The sequence below is a fragment of the Streptomyces sp. TS71-3 genome (assembly GCF_018327685.1).
Lineage (GTDB): Bacteria > Actinomycetota > Actinomycetes > Streptomycetales > Streptomycetaceae > Streptomyces.
In genome coordinates this window covers 4,009,509-4,023,331 of the sequence record NZ_BNEL01000001.1, presented here as the reverse complement: position 1 = coordinate 4,023,331, position 13,823 = coordinate 4,009,509, and the positions used below count along the sequence as shown (strand labels likewise).

At 74.1% G+C, this 13,823-nt stretch carries 11 protein-coding genes; 5 read left to right on the top strand and 6 right to left on the bottom strand.

Annotated features, from left to right (window positions below; all coding sequences use genetic code 11):
* Positions 1-10: 10 nt before the first annotated feature.
* From dnaG to Sm713_RS16205, 3 genes are all read right to left on the bottom strand, one after another.
* Positions 11-1,918, bottom strand: coding sequence for a DNA primase (gene dnaG / locus Sm713_RS16215; RefSeq protein ID WP_212910320.1), 1,908 nt, complete (start codon positions 1,916-1,918; stop codon positions 11-13).
* Between the two features lie 108 nt (positions 1,919-2,026).
* The gene (locus Sm713_RS16210) at positions 2,027-3,301 is read right to left on the bottom strand and encodes an NAD(P)/FAD-dependent oxidoreductase (RefSeq protein WP_212910319.1); all 1,275 of its coding nucleotides are present in this window, start codon (positions 3,299-3,301) and stop codon (positions 2,027-2,029) included.
* 175 nt (positions 3,302-3,476) lie between these two features.
* The gene (locus Sm713_RS16205; RefSeq protein ID WP_212910318.1) at positions 3,477-4,904 is read right to left on the bottom strand and encodes a deoxyguanosinetriphosphate triphosphohydrolase; all 1,428 of its coding nucleotides are present in this window, start codon (positions 4,902-4,904) and stop codon (positions 3,477-3,479) included.
* A gap of 1 nt (position 4,905) precedes the next feature.
* Between Sm713_RS16205 and Sm713_RS16200 the strand changes: the two genes are divergently transcribed.
* A complete protein-coding gene (locus tag Sm713_RS16200) occupies positions 4,906-5,127 on the top strand; it encodes a hypothetical protein (RefSeq protein ID WP_212910317.1) in 222 nt (73 codons plus the stop codon).
* A 113-nt stretch (positions 5,128-5,240) separates the two neighbouring features.
* On the opposite strand, the gene Sm713_RS16195 is transcribed toward Sm713_RS16200, so the two are convergent.
* Positions 5,241-6,086 (bottom strand): sirohydrochlorin chelatase, encoded by an 846-nt coding sequence (locus Sm713_RS16195; protein WP_212910316.1) that lies wholly within the window; start codon positions 6,084-6,086, stop codon positions 5,241-5,243.
* A gap of 413 nt (positions 6,087-6,499) precedes the next feature.
* Between Sm713_RS16195 and Sm713_RS16190 the strand changes: the two genes are divergently transcribed.
* Both Sm713_RS16190 and Sm713_RS16185 read left to right on the top strand, forming a co-directional pair.
* Positions 6,500-7,222, top strand: a complete 723-nt coding sequence (locus Sm713_RS16190) for a vancomycin high temperature exclusion protein (RefSeq protein ID WP_212910315.1) — start codon at positions 6,500-6,502, stop codon at positions 7,220-7,222.
* Positions 7,223-7,426: 204 nt separating this feature from the next.
* Positions 7,427-9,694 (top strand): molybdopterin oxidoreductase family protein, encoded by a 2,268-nt coding sequence (locus Sm713_RS16185; protein WP_374196050.1) that lies wholly within the window; start codon positions 7,427-7,429, stop codon positions 9,692-9,694.
* Between the two features lie 24 nt (positions 9,695-9,718).
* On the opposite strand, the gene cutA is transcribed toward Sm713_RS16185, so the two are convergent.
* The gene (gene cutA, locus Sm713_RS16180; protein ID WP_212910313.1) at positions 9,719-10,057 is read right to left on the bottom strand and encodes a divalent-cation tolerance protein CutA; all 339 of its coding nucleotides are present in this window, start codon (positions 10,055-10,057) and stop codon (positions 9,719-9,721) included.
* Positions 10,058-10,622: 565 nt separating this feature from the next.
* Here cutA and Sm713_RS16175 point away from each other — a divergent pair.
* Complete coding sequence (locus Sm713_RS16175) at positions 10,623-12,275, top strand: M4 family metallopeptidase (protein ID WP_212910312.1); 1,653 nt, start codon at positions 10,623-10,625, stop codon at positions 12,273-12,275.
* A 100-nt stretch (positions 12,276-12,375) separates the two neighbouring features.
* Here the strand turns inward: Sm713_RS16175 and Sm713_RS16170 are convergent, their stop codons facing one another.
* The gene (locus tag Sm713_RS16170) at positions 12,376-13,086 is read right to left on the bottom strand and encodes an NADPH-dependent FMN reductase (protein ID WP_212910311.1); all 711 of its coding nucleotides are present in this window, start codon (positions 13,084-13,086) and stop codon (positions 12,376-12,378) included.
* Positions 13,087-13,169: 83 nt separating this feature from the next.
* On the opposite strand from Sm713_RS16170, the gene soxR reads away from it, so the two are divergent.
* Positions 13,170-13,628 (top strand): redox-sensitive transcriptional activator SoxR, encoded by a 459-nt coding sequence (soxR, locus tag Sm713_RS16165; RefSeq protein WP_212910310.1) that lies wholly within the window; start codon positions 13,170-13,172, stop codon positions 13,626-13,628.
* Positions 13,629-13,823: the final 195 nt, after the last annotated feature.

Genomic DNA, 13,823 nt, shown 5'->3' with positions numbered 1-13,823 from the left:
GCCGCCAGGCTCACAACGCCTCGGCACCCCGGTCCCGCAGCGACTGCCCGTACTGCTGGAGCACCCAGAGCTCGTTCTGCACGGCGGCCAGGTGGGCCGGGTCGCCGCCGGTGGACAGGCGGGTCAGGGTTCCCTGGATCTCGTGCACCCGGCGGTCCACCGCACGCAGCCGGACCTGCACCAGCTGCGTGGCCGCGTAGATCTCGTCGACGGTCCTGCGGAGGATCGTCTCGACGGCCAGCTCGGTCACCATGGCCCGCACCGCGTCGTCGGGCGCGGCCTCGCGGACCCGGGCCAGGTAGTCGTGGCCGTCCTGGGCCCCCTGCTCCGCACCGCCGGCCTCCTCGATGGCGATGCGCACCGCGGTGTACGGCGGGGCCGTGAACTCGTCGGCCCCGTAGGCGTCGAAGGCCGGGGAGACGAGTTCCGGGTACTGGAGCGCGAGCTTCAGCAGCTCGCGCTCGGTGCGGTGGGCGGGGCTGCGGAGGTTGAGCGCGGGGCCGCTGTGCCGCGGGCCGGCCGACGGGGCCGGGGCGGCCTGCTGGGCCCCACGGCCCGCGGGGGCGGGCCCGCGCCCGCCGCGGTCGCGGGCCCAGCGCGCCATCTGCGCCACGCGCCGCACCACGAACTGGGTGTCGAGGATGCCGAGCATGCCCGCGAGCTGCACGGCCACCTCGTGCTGCGAGGCGCTGTTCTTGATCCGCGCCACCACCGGCGCCGCCTCGTCGAGCGCGGCGGCGCGGCCCGCCGGGGTCTCCAGGTCGTAGCGGGCGACGATCTGCCGCAGCGCGAACTCGAAGAGCGGGGTGCGGGGCTGGACGAGGTCGCGGACGGCGTCCTCGCCCTTGGCGATGCGCAGCTCGCAGGGGTCCATGCCGTCGGGCGCGACGGCGATGTACGTCTCGGCCGCGAACTTCTGGTCGTCCTCGAAGGCCCGCAGGGCCGCCTTCTGCCCGGCCGCGTCCCCGTCGAAGGTGAAGATCACCCGGGCCGAGCCGTTGTCCATCAGCAGCCTGCGGAGGATCTTGATGTGCTCGCCGCCGAAGGCCGTGCCGCAGGTCGCGATGGCCGTGGGGACACCGGCGAGGTGGCAGGCCATGACGTCCGTGTAGCCCTCGACGACGACGGCGCGGCTGGCCTTCGCGATCTCCTTCTTGGCGAGGTCGATGCCGTACAGCACCTGGGACTTCTTGTAGATCGCGGTGTCGGGGGTGTTGAGGTACTTGGGCCCGTTGTCGTCCTCGCGCAGGCGGCGGGCGCCGAAGCCGACGACGTCGCCGCCGATGTCCCTGATGGGCCACATCAGCCGGCCTCTGAACCGGTCGATGGGTCCGCGCCGGCCCTCCTGGGAGAGCCCGGAGAGCAGCAGTTCCTTGTCGCTGAAGCCCTTGCCGCGCAGGTAGCGGGTGAGGTGGTCCCAGCCGGCGGGGCTGTAGCCGACGCCGAAGTGCGCGGCCGCCGCCTGGTCGAAGCCGCGCTCGGCGAGGAAGACCCGGCCCGCCTCGGCCTCGGGGGAGGTGTCGAGCTGCTCGGCGTAGAACTGGGCCGCGATGCCGTGCGCCTCTACCAGGCGGATGCGCTCGCCGCGCTGGTGGGAGGGGTTGTAGCCGCCCTCCTCGTAGCGCAGGGTGATGCCGGCGCGGGCGGCGAGGCGCTCGACCGCCTCGGAGAAGGTGAGGTGGTCGACCTTCATCACGAACGTGATGGTGTCGCCGCCCTCCTGGCAGCCGAAGCAGTGGAAGAGGCCCTTGGAGGGACTCACCTGGAAGGACGGGGACTTCTCGTCGTGGAAGGGGCACAGGCCCTTGAGGTTGCCTCCGCCCGCGCCCCGGAGCTGGAGGTACTCGGACACCACCGCGTCGATCGGGACCGCGTCCCGTACCGCTTTCACGTCCTCGTCATTGATCCGCCCTGCCACGCGAGGATTCTACGGCGCCGCCGCGGGGTGCCTTCCCGGTCCGGGGTGTCCGCCGTTCCCTCCGGGCCCGGCACCCCGCATGTCCGGGGCGGACCGGACGGTGCGTCCTCAGCCGGAGAGCGAGCCGGCGAGCCCGTCGAGCGGCACGGACGGGTCGGCGAGGGCCATGGTGTCGACCTGAGCGCCGGAGCGGATCAGGTGCTGGATGTCCTGCGTGACATCCCACACGTTGACGTTCATCCCGGCGAGCACCCGCCCGTCCCGCACCCAGAACGCGATGAACTCCCTCTTGGGCGCGTCCCCGCGCAGCACCACCTCGTCGTACGACCCGGGCGGCGCCCATCCGGAGTACTCGAGGCCGACGTCGTACTGGTCGGAGAAGAAGTACGGCACGCGCTCCTCGCCGGCGTCGCGTCCGAGCATCGCGCGCGCGGCGACGGGTCCGCCCTTGAGGGCGTTGTCCCAGTGCTCGACGCGCAGGCGGCTGCCGAACAGCGGGTGCTGGGCGGCGGCCACGTCGCCGGCGGCGTAGATGTCCGGGTCGGAGGTGCGCAGCGAGGCGTCGACGGCGATGCCGCCGCCCTCCGCGGCAGCGGCCAGGTCGAGCCCCGCGGACTCGGCGAGCGCCGTGCGCGGCGCGGCGCCGATCGCGGCGAGCACGTCGTGCGCCGGGTGCTCCTCGCCGTCGTCGGTGCGGGCCGCGAGCACCATGCCGTCCTGCCCGGCGATCTCCGTGAGCCGGGCGCCGAAGTGGAAGCGGACGCCGTGCTCGGCGTGCAGGTCGGTGAAGATCTGCCCGACCTCGGGCCCGAGGACCGCGTGCAGCGGGGTCGGCTCCGGTTCGACGACGGTGACCTCGGCGCCGTACTCCCGGGCGGCCGCCGCGACCTCCAGGCCGATCCAGCCGGCTCCGGCGATCACCAGGTGCCCGTTGTCACGGCCGAGGGACGCGAGCACGCCGCGCAGCCGCTCGGCGTGCGCGAGCCGCCGCAGGTGGTGCACGCCGGCCAGGTCGGTGCCGGGGATGTCGAGCCGGCGCGGCTCCGCCCCGGTGGCCAGCAGCAGCTTGTCGTAGCGGATCCGGGTGCCGTCGCCGAGCCGTACCGCCTTGTCGGCGCGTTCGACGGCGACCGCGACCTGTCCGAGGTGGAGTTCCACGTCGGCCCCCGCCCACCAGGCCGGCTCGTGGACGAAGACCTTGCTGCGCGGCTCCTTGCCCAGCAGGTAGCCCTTGGACAAGGGAGGGCGCTCGTACGGGTGGTCGCGCTCGTCGCAGATGAGGATCACTCGCCCGTTGAAGCCCTCCGACCGCAGTGTCTCGGCCGCTTTTGCTCCGGCCAGACCTCCACCGACGATGACGAACGTGAGATCCGCGTCGACCACTTGGTGCCTCCTCCTGGTAACCATGGCGCCCACTCCGAGCCTCCCGCACCCTGCGTGTTGCGGGAAGAGGGAGTGGCCCGAACAGGCCAGTCGCCGTCACACCCGGTGCGGGCGCGCCGTGCCCGGCGGGGTGCCCCGGGGCCGCTCGGGCGGCGCGTTCCGCGTTCCGCGGCGGTCATCCCCCTCTGCGGGTGAGCCGGTGGTGCAGGGCGCGGGCCGTGGCGTCGGTGAGCGAGGCGATCTGGTCGACGATCACCCGTTTGCGCGCCCGGTCGTCGGGGGCCGCGTCGAACAGCGCCCGGAACTGCGGGTCGAGGCCCTCGGGCGCCCGGGCGGTGAGCGCCGCGGCCAGCTCGGCGACGACGACGCGCTGGTCGGCGCGGAGCCGCTCCTGCTCGGCGCGCTGCATCACGTACAGGTCGGCGACGGCCTTGAGCACGGCGCACTCGTTGCGGGTGGCGCGCGGCACCATGAGCTGGGCGTCGTACCGGCTGAGCCCGTGCGGCCCGGCGGCGCCCGGCCGGGGCCCCCACCGCGCGCGCGTGGCGGCCTCCGCCGCCAGGCAGAACCGCCCGATGAGCTGGCTGGTGGCGTCCTTGAGGCGCGCCTGGGCGACCGCGGTGCCGTCGTAGCCGTGCGGCCACCACTCCTGCGCGAGCAGCCCGTCGAGCGCCTCGGCCAGCTCCTCGGGGTCGGTGTCCGCGGGGACGTAGCGGCCGATCGCCACGTCGAAGACGGCGCGCCGCTCCGGCTCCGCGTCCAGCACGTTGGGGTCGACGTGCCCGGCGTGCAGGCCGTCCTCCAGGTCGTGCACCGAGTAGGCGACGTCGTCGGACCAGTCCATCACCTGCGCCTCGAAGCAGGTGCGGTACGGCGGTGCGCCCCTGCGGATCCAGTCGAAGACCGGCCGGTCGTCCTCGTACACGCCGAACTTCCGCGAACCCGGGTCAGTGGGGTGGCCGCCGAGCGGCCAGGGGTACTTGGTCGCGGCGTCGAGGGCCGCTCGGGTGAGGTTGAGGCCGACGCTGATGAGCTCGTCGGCCGGTCCCTCCGACTCCCGGCCGGGGCCGCCGAGAGCGCTGTCCGCGGCGCCCGCGCCGGTCACGGTACCGGCCCGCACGAACCGTTTGGGTTCCAGGCGGGTGAGCAGCCTCAGCGACTGGGCGTTGCCCTCGAAGCCGCCGCAGTCCTTCGCGACCTCGTTCAGCGCCTGCTCGCCGTTGTGCCCGAAGGGCGGGTGGCCGAGGTCGTGGGAGAGGCAGGCGGTCTCCACCAGGTCCGGGTCGCAGCCGAGCGCCGCGCCCAGCTCGCGTCCCACCTGCGCGCACTCCAGGGAGTGCGTGAGCCGGGTGCGGGGGCTGGGGTCCCACGCGGGGCCCCGGGCCTGGTCCGCGCCGCCGCGGCCGGGCGTCTCAGGCAGCGTGCCAGGCGTGACGACCTGGGTCTTGCCGGCGAGCCTGCGCAGCGCGGCGGAGTGCAGCACGCGCGCGCGGTCGCGCTGGAACGCGGTGCGCCCCGCCCGCTTGTCGGGCTCCGCGGCCCACCGTTCCAGGGACGCGGCGTCGTAGTGGGCGGCGGGCACGGTGGAGGAGGGCTCGGGCACGGTGCCTGAGGGCTCGGGGTTGCTCCGGGATGCCGGGGAAGCGGCGGAGGAGTTGGAGGAGGCGGAGGGAGAGGGGGCGGCGGAGGAGGCCGACGGGGAAGGGGACGCGGAGGACGCGGAAGCCGAGGAGGGGGAAGCGGAGGGGGTGGAGCCTGCGGAGGGGGAGGACGACGTGGGGTCCACGTTCTCCTCCGTGCCCGGTCTGGTGCCTTCCATGCCCTGACAGTACGCGCAAAGGGGGCGTTCCGGCCGGGGCGGGTTGGTGTCGCGGAGGGGTCCGGTCGGGGAAGGTTCCGGACGGGGGCGCGGTCGCTACCGGGATCCTCGGGTCCCGGGTCAGGCGGACGCGAGTCCGTGGTGCAAGCGGCGGGTGGCGGCGGTGGTCCCGGTGGCCATGGCCTGGTCGTAGCGGTGCAGCACGAGGCGGGCCATCGCGGGATGCGCGCCGAGCGGTGCCGAGGCCCAGCCTGACGCCGCCTCAGCGGCCGCGGCGCACTGCGCGGCGAACCGGCCGGGGGCGGTGAAGTAGGCGGCGACGGCGGCGTTCCGGCCACGGGCGGCGAGCATGCGCAGCGCCTCGGGGACGCCGGGCGACGGCGCGGAGGCGAACGCGGGCGCCACCGGCACGCCGAGCCGCGCGGCGAGCAGGGCCGCCGTGGTGCGGGTGTCCACGGCGGCGTCCGGGTCACGGGAGCCGGCGGCGGCGAGCACCACGGCGTGCGTGCCCGGACCCGGGATGCGCGGGCCCGGGATGCGCTGGCCCGCTTCGAGCAGCCGCTCGTGCAGCACCTCGGCGAGCAGCGGGTGCGGCCCGAGCGGCTCGGCGAGGCGGATGTCCAGGTGCGGGGCGGCGGCGGCCGCGGCCGGTATGTCGTACGAGACGTGGTGGCCGCGCCCCAGCAGCAGCGGCACCAGCACCGCCCGGCCCGGCGGCAGTGCCGCGAGCGTGCGGGACAGCAACGGCTCGTTCAGCTCGATGTGCCCGAGCCGCACCGGCACGTCCGGCCGCAGCCCGCGTACCAGGCGGAGCAGGGCCCGGACGGTGTCGAGCGCCCGCGGGTCACGGCTGCCGTGCGCCACGGCGACCAGCGTCGGGGAAGCCTCGCCGGACCGGGTGGGGAACGCGGGGTGTGCAAGCGCAGGGTGTGCAAGCACGGGGCGTGGGCCTGTGGACACCGTCATGCGGGGATCGTGACCCGGGGACGTTGCGGTCCCGTTGCACGCCTGTCACGGCTGTTTGCAGGGGGCCTCACGGCGGTTGCGGGGGCGGTGTCAGTGGGGTGTCCTACGGTGGGGTCCGCTGGAGCTGCCGGCCTCGGCGGGATCCGCTGGACCTGGCGGCTTCGGTGAGTTCGCTGGGTTCGCGGGGCTCGGCGAGTCCGCTGGATTCGCCGACCTCGGTGGGTCCTGCTGGGTTCGCCGGCTTCGGGGGCCCGCTGGCTTCGGGGTGGCAGGGCGTGACGGGGAGAGGGACACGGGGGGATCCGATGGGGCGGGGCGAGGAGCGACCGGAGGGGCCGGGGCCGGAGGGGCCGGCGGGTGCGGAACGGCGCGCGGGTGCGGAACGGCCGGTGGGTGCGGGACGGCCCGTGGGCATGGAACGGCCCAAGGTGCCGTGGCCGCCGTGGCCGCGGTGGTCGCGGTGGCCGTCGTGGCTGCGCGTGCCGCGGGATCGCGCGGGGCGGCGGCGCGCGGTGCAGGCCCTCATGGTGCTCTGCGTGCTCGCGCTGGCGCCGTCCACGTGGATGTTCCTGACGGCGGACGGAAGCCTGCGCACCCCTGACGACGTGCCGAGCACGGAGGTGGCGGTGGTCTTCGGCGCGGGGCTGTGGGACGGCGAGCCCTCCCCGTACCTGGCGCACCGCCTGGACGCCGCGGCCCGGCTGTACGCCGCGGGCCGCGTCAAGGTCGTGCTGGTCACCGGTGACAACAGCCGCGAGGACTACGACGAGCCGGACGCCATGCGCGCCTACCTCGCCCGGCACGGCGTGCCCGGCGGGCGCGTCGTCACCGACTACGCGGGCTTCGACACCTGGGACTCGTGCGTCCGGGCCAGGAAGATCTTCGGCGTGCGGCGCGCGGTGCTGATCAGCCAGGGCTTCCACATCCGCCGGGCGGTCGCGCTCTGCGAGGCGGCGGGCATCACTGCGTACGGTGTGGCGGCCGACGACGTCCACGACGCCACCTGGTGGTACGGCGCCACGAGAGAGCTGTTCGCCGCGGGCAAGGCCGCCGTGGACGCCGCCCTCCGGCCGGACCCGCACTTCCTGGGCCCCCAGGAGCAGGGCATATCGAGGGCACTCGCCTCGCCGCGGTGAGGCTCGCCGCGGTGAGGCTCGCCGCGGTGAGGAACGGGCGGCCTGCCGGTGCCGCCGCGGGCCCCGAAGCCGCGCTCCACCGCTCCGGGAAGGGCCTCACCGTGCCCCGCCCGGTGCGGGGAGCCCACCGTACCGGCGCCGTAACCGGTGCCGCCGGGCTCCGTAACACGCGCGCGGGAGCGTGCGGTCATGCACCCGCCGACCGTGCCGAGCCGACCGAGCCCGCCGACAAGGCCGAGCCCGCCGCCCGAGCCGACCCCATCGGCGCCGGCGAGCGCGCCGGCCGAGCCGACCCCGCCGGCCCCGGCGAGCACGTCGCCCCGGCCGTCCGCGCCCACCGCCACCCACTGCCCGTACTGCGCGCTCCAGTGCGGCATGAACCTCGCGGCGGGCCCGGCGGGCGTGGACGTCCTGGAGCGCCCGGGGTTCCCGGTGAACCGCGGCGCCCTGTGCGGCAAGGGCCGTACCGCTCCCGCGCTGCTCTCCCCCGCATCCCGGCTGACCGAGCCGCTGGTGCGGGCGCCCTCCGGCCGGCTGGTCCCGGCCGGCTGGCCCGAGGCCCTGGACCGGGTGGCCGAGGGCCTGGCGCGGACGCGGGAGGCGCATGGCGCGGACGCGTGCGGGGTGTTCGGCGGGGGCGGGCTCACCAACGAGAAGGCGTACGCGCTGGGGAAGTTCGCGCGGGTGGCGCTCGGCACGTCGCAGATCGACTACAACGGACGGTTCTGCATGGCGTCCGCGGCGGCCGGGCAGCAGCGGGCGTTCGGGCTCGACCGCGGTCTGCCCTTCCCGCTGGAGGACGTCGCCCGCACCGGCTGCGTGATCCTGGTCGGCTCGAACCTCGCCGAGACGATGCCGCCCGCGCTGCGCTACCTCACGGAGCTCAGGGAGAACGGCGGCCGGCTCATCGTCGTCGACCCGCGCCGCACGAGGACCGCGGAGCACGCGGACCTGCACCTGGCCCCGCGGCCCGGCACCGACCTGGCGCTCGCGCTCGGCCTGCTGCACCTGGTGGTGGCCGAGGGACGCCTCGACGAGGAGTTCATACGGGAGCGGACGACCGGCTGGGAGCAGGCGCGGGCCGCGGCCATGGCGCACTGGCCGGAGCACGTGGAGCGGATCACGGGCGTGCCGGTGCCGCGGCTGCGCGAGGCGGTGCGGATGTTCTGCGCGGCCGGGACGTCGATGGTGCTCACCGCTCGCGGGCCCGAGCAGCAGTCCAAGGGGACGGACACGGTCGGCGCCTGGATCAACCTCTGCCTCGCCACGGGACGCGCGGGCCGGCCGCTGTCCGGATACGGAGCGCTGACCGGTCAGGGCAACGGCCAGGGCGGGCGCGAGCACGGCCAGAAGGCCGACCAGCTTCCCGGCTACCGGAAGCTGACGGATCCGGCGGCGCGCCGGCACGTCGCCGAGGTGTGGGGCGTCGACCCGGACGCCCTGCCGGGTCCCGGCCGCAGCGCGTACGAGCTGCTGGAGGCACTGGGCACGGAGGTGCGGGCGCTCCTGCTGATGGGGTCCAATCCGGTGGTGTCGGCGCCGCGCGCCGCGCACGTGGAGGAACGGCTGCGGCGGCTGGACTTCCTGGTGGTGGCCGACGTGGTGCTCTCGGAGACGGCGGCACTGGCGGACGTGGTGCTGCCGGTGACGCAGTGGGCGGAGGAGACCGGCACGGTCACCAATCTGGAGGGCCGCGTGCTGCTCCGGCGGCAGGCGGTGGCGCCCCCGCCGGGCGTCCGGTCGGACCTGGCCGTGCTCAGCGAGCTGGCCGCCCGGCTGGGCATGGAGAAGGGGTTCCCCACGGACCCGGAGGAGGTCTTCGCGGAACTCCGCCGGGCGTCCGCGGGCGGGCCCGCGGACTACTCCGGCATCACGTACGGCGCCCTGGCGGAGGGCGACGGGATCTTCTGGCCGTGCGGGGCGGAGCCGGAGGGCGGCGCCCCGCAGGAGGATGGACCGCCCGGCACCCCCCGTCTCTTCCTGGACCGCTTCGCCACCGAGGACGGCCGGGCCCGCTTCGTACCGGTGACGCACCGGCCCGCCGCCGAGGAGCCGGACGACGAGTACCCGGTGCTGCTCACCACCGGGCGGGTGCTGGCGCAGTACCAGTCCGGGGCGCAGACGCGGCGGGTGGCCGAGCTGAACGCCGCGGAGCCGGGACCGTTCGTGCAGGTCCACCCGCGGCTGGCGGCGCGGATCCCGGTCGCCGAGGGCGATCGGGTGGCCGTCGTCTCGCGGCGCGGGCGGGCCGTGGCACCGGTCCGCATCAGCACCGCGATCCGGGCGGACACGGTCTTCATGCCGTTCCACTGGCCGGGCGAGGGGCGCGCCAACTCCGTGACGAATCCGGCGCTGGACCCGACCTCGCGGATGCCGGAGTTCAAGGTGTGCGCCGTGCGGCTGGAGCGCGCCGAGGATGCCGGCACCGGCATCGACGCCCACACCGGCAAGGGCACCGGCACCGGCGACTGAGTACGCGAGGGGGCGGCCCGGGGGTTACCCGGCCGTCTCCTGCTCCATCCAGGCCAGGTAGCCGGCGCTGCCGCGCACCACCGGCGTGGCGATGACCTCGGGCGTGTCGTAGTCGTGCGCCCCCAGCAGCCAGGCCTCCAGCTCCGGGTAGCGGCCCTCGCTGGTCTTGAAGAGGATCTGCCACTCCTGCGCGGTCTCGATCTCGCCCTTCCAGCGGTAGACGGATGTCACCGGCCCGTTGATCTGCGCGCACGCCGCGTGCCGTGCCTGCACGGCACCTCGCGCGAGGTGCTCGGCCTTGTCGGCGGCGTCCGTGGTGGTCAGCACCGTCAGCCATGCGGAGGGGCTGATGTCGCTCGTCATCAGGCGTTCTCTCCTGTCGTCCGTCGTGGCGGGGTTCGCCCGCGTCCCTGCCGTGCGTCCTTCCCGCGCGTGATTCCCGCGTCTCTCTCCCGTGCATCCTGCCGCGCGGGTCCACGGATCCGCAGGGATCGCGTAACGGGTTCCCCCGGATCCCGCCGGTTCACCCCGAGCCGGTCGTCCCATGGTTCCCGCCGGCGCACCCACAACCGACCGGCACACCCACAACCCACGGGCGGATCCACAACCCACCGGCGGATCCACATCGCGTCGGCGCACCTACACCCCACAGAGCCACCCCCAACCCATCGGCGGATCGACAACCCACCGGCGCACCCGCACCCCGCCGGCCGCCCCGCGCCCCACCGGCGGATCCGTGTCCCACCGGCGGTCTCAGAACCCCCTTCTCGCGCATGGCCAACTTCCCCACGCCGGTCACCGCTCCCTCACCGCGGCACGCCCCTTTGGGGGTATGGACATGCCAATGAACTCCCCCTACACCTGATGGGACATCAGCGTGCCGCGTTATGCGCGCTCTCCCGCGTTGCCGAGGAGGCCCGACGACACGATGAGATATCTCCGAGGACCCCGTATTCATGCGCCCCTCACGCTTGCCGGCATCCTGGCGGCGGCCATGGCCCTGCTGGCCACGGCGCTCGCCCCGGGTGCCGGCGCCGACACCCCGCCGCACTGGACCCGTTCCGAAGCCATCACCAATGCCGGCGCCGCACTCGCCGGCCATGCCGCGCACCTGGACATCCTGAAGAACGAGAAGAACAGCGTCCGCGATGTGATCGTGGATCAGGACGGCAGCCAGCACGTGCGCTACAACCGCTCGTTCCGGGGCCTGCCCGTGCTGGGTGGCGACTTCGTCGTCCACCTGAAGCCGGACGGCAAGTGGCGCGGCGCGGACCGCGCGACCTCAGGGGACGTGTCCGTCCCCTCCGTGAAACCCTCGCTGTCGTCGCAGCGGGCCGCGACCCTGGGGGCCGACGCGCTGCGAGGCGCGCACCCCGGGCAGCAGCTCACCGGCATCGTGAGCAAGCCCGCGCTGGTGGTGGACGCCCTGCACGGCAAGCCCCGGCTGGCCTGGCAGACCAGTACCGCCGGCAAGGACTCGCTCGGCAACCCGGTCGCCCGCGTGATCGTCACCGACGCGCTGAGCGGCGCCCGGATCGACTCGTGGGACGCGCTGGAGACGGCGACCGGTGACGGCAAGTCGCTGTACGGCGGCACCGTGCCCCTTCAGACCACGCAGGACGGCTCCCAGTACAAGCTGTCGGACGCCACCCGCGGCGGCACCTACACGGGCGACGCCCAGAACAAGACCGACGTGTGCATCCTGAGCATCTGCATCAGCCGTGCCCCGGCGGTGCTGTTCACGGACTCCGACAACCACTGGGGCAGCGGGGCGGAGAGTGACCGCTCGTCCGCGGCCGTCGACGCCCAGTACGGCACGGACGTCACCTGGGACTACTACAAGAACGTGCACGGCAGGAACGGCATCGCCGGCGACGGCAAGGGCTCGTTCAACCGCGTCCACTACGGCAAGGACTACAACAACGCCTTCTGGGACGACTCCTGCTTCTGCATGACGTACGGCGACGGCGACGGGAGCACGTTCGGGCCCCTGGTGGCGCTGGACGTCGCGGGCCACGAGATGTCGCACGGCGTCACCGCGTCCACCGCGGGACTCACCTACTCCGGGGAGTCCGGCGGGCTGAACGAGGCGACGAGTGACATCTTCGGCACGCTGGTGGAGTTCTACGCGAACAACCCGAAGGAGCCGGGCAACTTCCTGATCGGCGAGAACGTGGTCAAGCCCGGGTACGGCGCGAAAGCCTTGCGGTTCATGGACCAGCCGTCCAAGGACGGCAAGTCCGCGGACTGCTGGAGTTCCTCGGTCAAGAACCTCGACGTGCACTACTCGTCCGGGATCGCCAACCACTTCGCGTATCTCCTCGCGGAGGGCTCAGGGGCCAAGGTGATCGGCGGGGAGCAGGAGGACGGCACCACCTGCGACGGCTCCTCGCTGTCCGGCATCGGCACGGACAAGCTGGGCGCCATCTGGTACCGGGCGCTCACGGTCTACATGACCTCCTCCACCGACTACGCGGGTGCGCGCAAGGCCACGCTCTCCGCGGCGTCCGACCTCTACGGCGCCTCCAGCGCCGAGTACAAGGCCGTGGCCGCGGCCTGGACGGCGGTGTCGGTGAAGTAGCACGCGGGCCGGCCGGCGCGGCCGGGACGGGGGGACATCAGAACATCCGCATGCGTGTGCCCCGGCCGCCGGCCGGGGCACACGCCTTTCCCCCTCCCCGCTAGCCGCCGTAAGGACGCACCTCCTTGGCGGCGCGCAGCGCGGTGGCCCACCACACGAGCTGGTCCACCATGCGTTCGGCGGCGGCGTCCGCCGCGGCCGGGTCGCGGTGCCGGCCCTCCTCGTCGAAGTGACTGCCGGCGTTGTGGAAGGAGACGGTGTCGCGGACGCTGACGGCGTGCAGCTCCGCGAAGACCTGCCGGAGGTGCTCCACGGCGCGCAGCCCGCCCGACACGCCCCCGTAGGAGACCAGTGCGACCGGTTTGGCCTGCCATTCCGCGTGGTGCCAGTCGATGAGGCTCTTCAGGGAGGCGGGGTAGGAGTGGTTGTACTCGGGGGTCAGGACGATGAAGGCGTCGGCACCGGCCAGCTTCGGCGAGACGTTGGCCAGTTCCGCCGCCACCTCGGGCGAGGGGCGCGAGGAGATCGCGGTGGGCAGGTCGGCCGCGGCCAGGTCGAGCACGTCGACGTCGAGGTCGGCGCGCTCGCGCAGCCGGGACAGCAGCCAGCCGGCGACGACGGGACCGAACCGCCCCTCGCGGTTGCTGCCGATGACGACGGCGACCCGGACCGGGACGGGCGCCGGCGCGCGGCGGGGCTCGGGATCCGGTGCGCCGTCAGGGGCGGCGGTGGGGGCGGACGTTGCGCGGGATTCTGCGCGGGGTGGTACGGGTGACGTTCCGGGTGACGTGAGAGTGGTCGTCGTGTTCATACGCAGAGGCTCCAACTTGAAGTATTGTTCAAGTCAAGCCGCTTCCGACATGACCCGGCATGGCCCGGCATTACAGTGACGATATGTCGACACATCTCGCACCGGGCGCCAAGGAGATAACGGTGGGCGAGCTCGCCGAGCGGAGCGGCGTCGCCACCTCGGCCCTGCGGTTCTACGAGCGCGAGGGCCTCATCAGCAGCCGCCGCACCTCCGGCAACCAGCGCCGCTACCCCCGCGACACGCTGCGCCGGGTCGCGTTCATCCGCACCTCGCAGCGGCTGGGCATCTCGCTCGCCAGGATCCGCGAGGTGCTGGCCCTGCTGCCGGAGGACCGGACGCCCACCCGGGACGACTGGGCCCGGATCTCCGAGTGCTGGCGGGCCGACCTCGACGAGCGCATCAGGACGCTCCAGCGGCTGCGCGACAACCTCACCGACTGCATCGGCTGCGGCTGCCTCTCCCTGGACCGCTGCGCGCTGTCGAACCCGTACGACGAGCTGGCGGCCCACGGCCCGGGGCCGCGCAGGCTGATCGAGGACTGACGGGGCGGCGGGGACCGCCGGGGCCGAGACGGGGTCACCCGTTCACACGCGTGGGGCTCTCCCTCCGGTTGCGTCCCGGGTGAACGCGGATGACCTGCGGTGACGTATCTGGCGCGGCGTCAGGACGGGCGTGCGCCGGGGCCTTTTGGCGGCACCCGGGAGGCGGCCGGGGGCGACTGGCACTTTCCTCGGTAG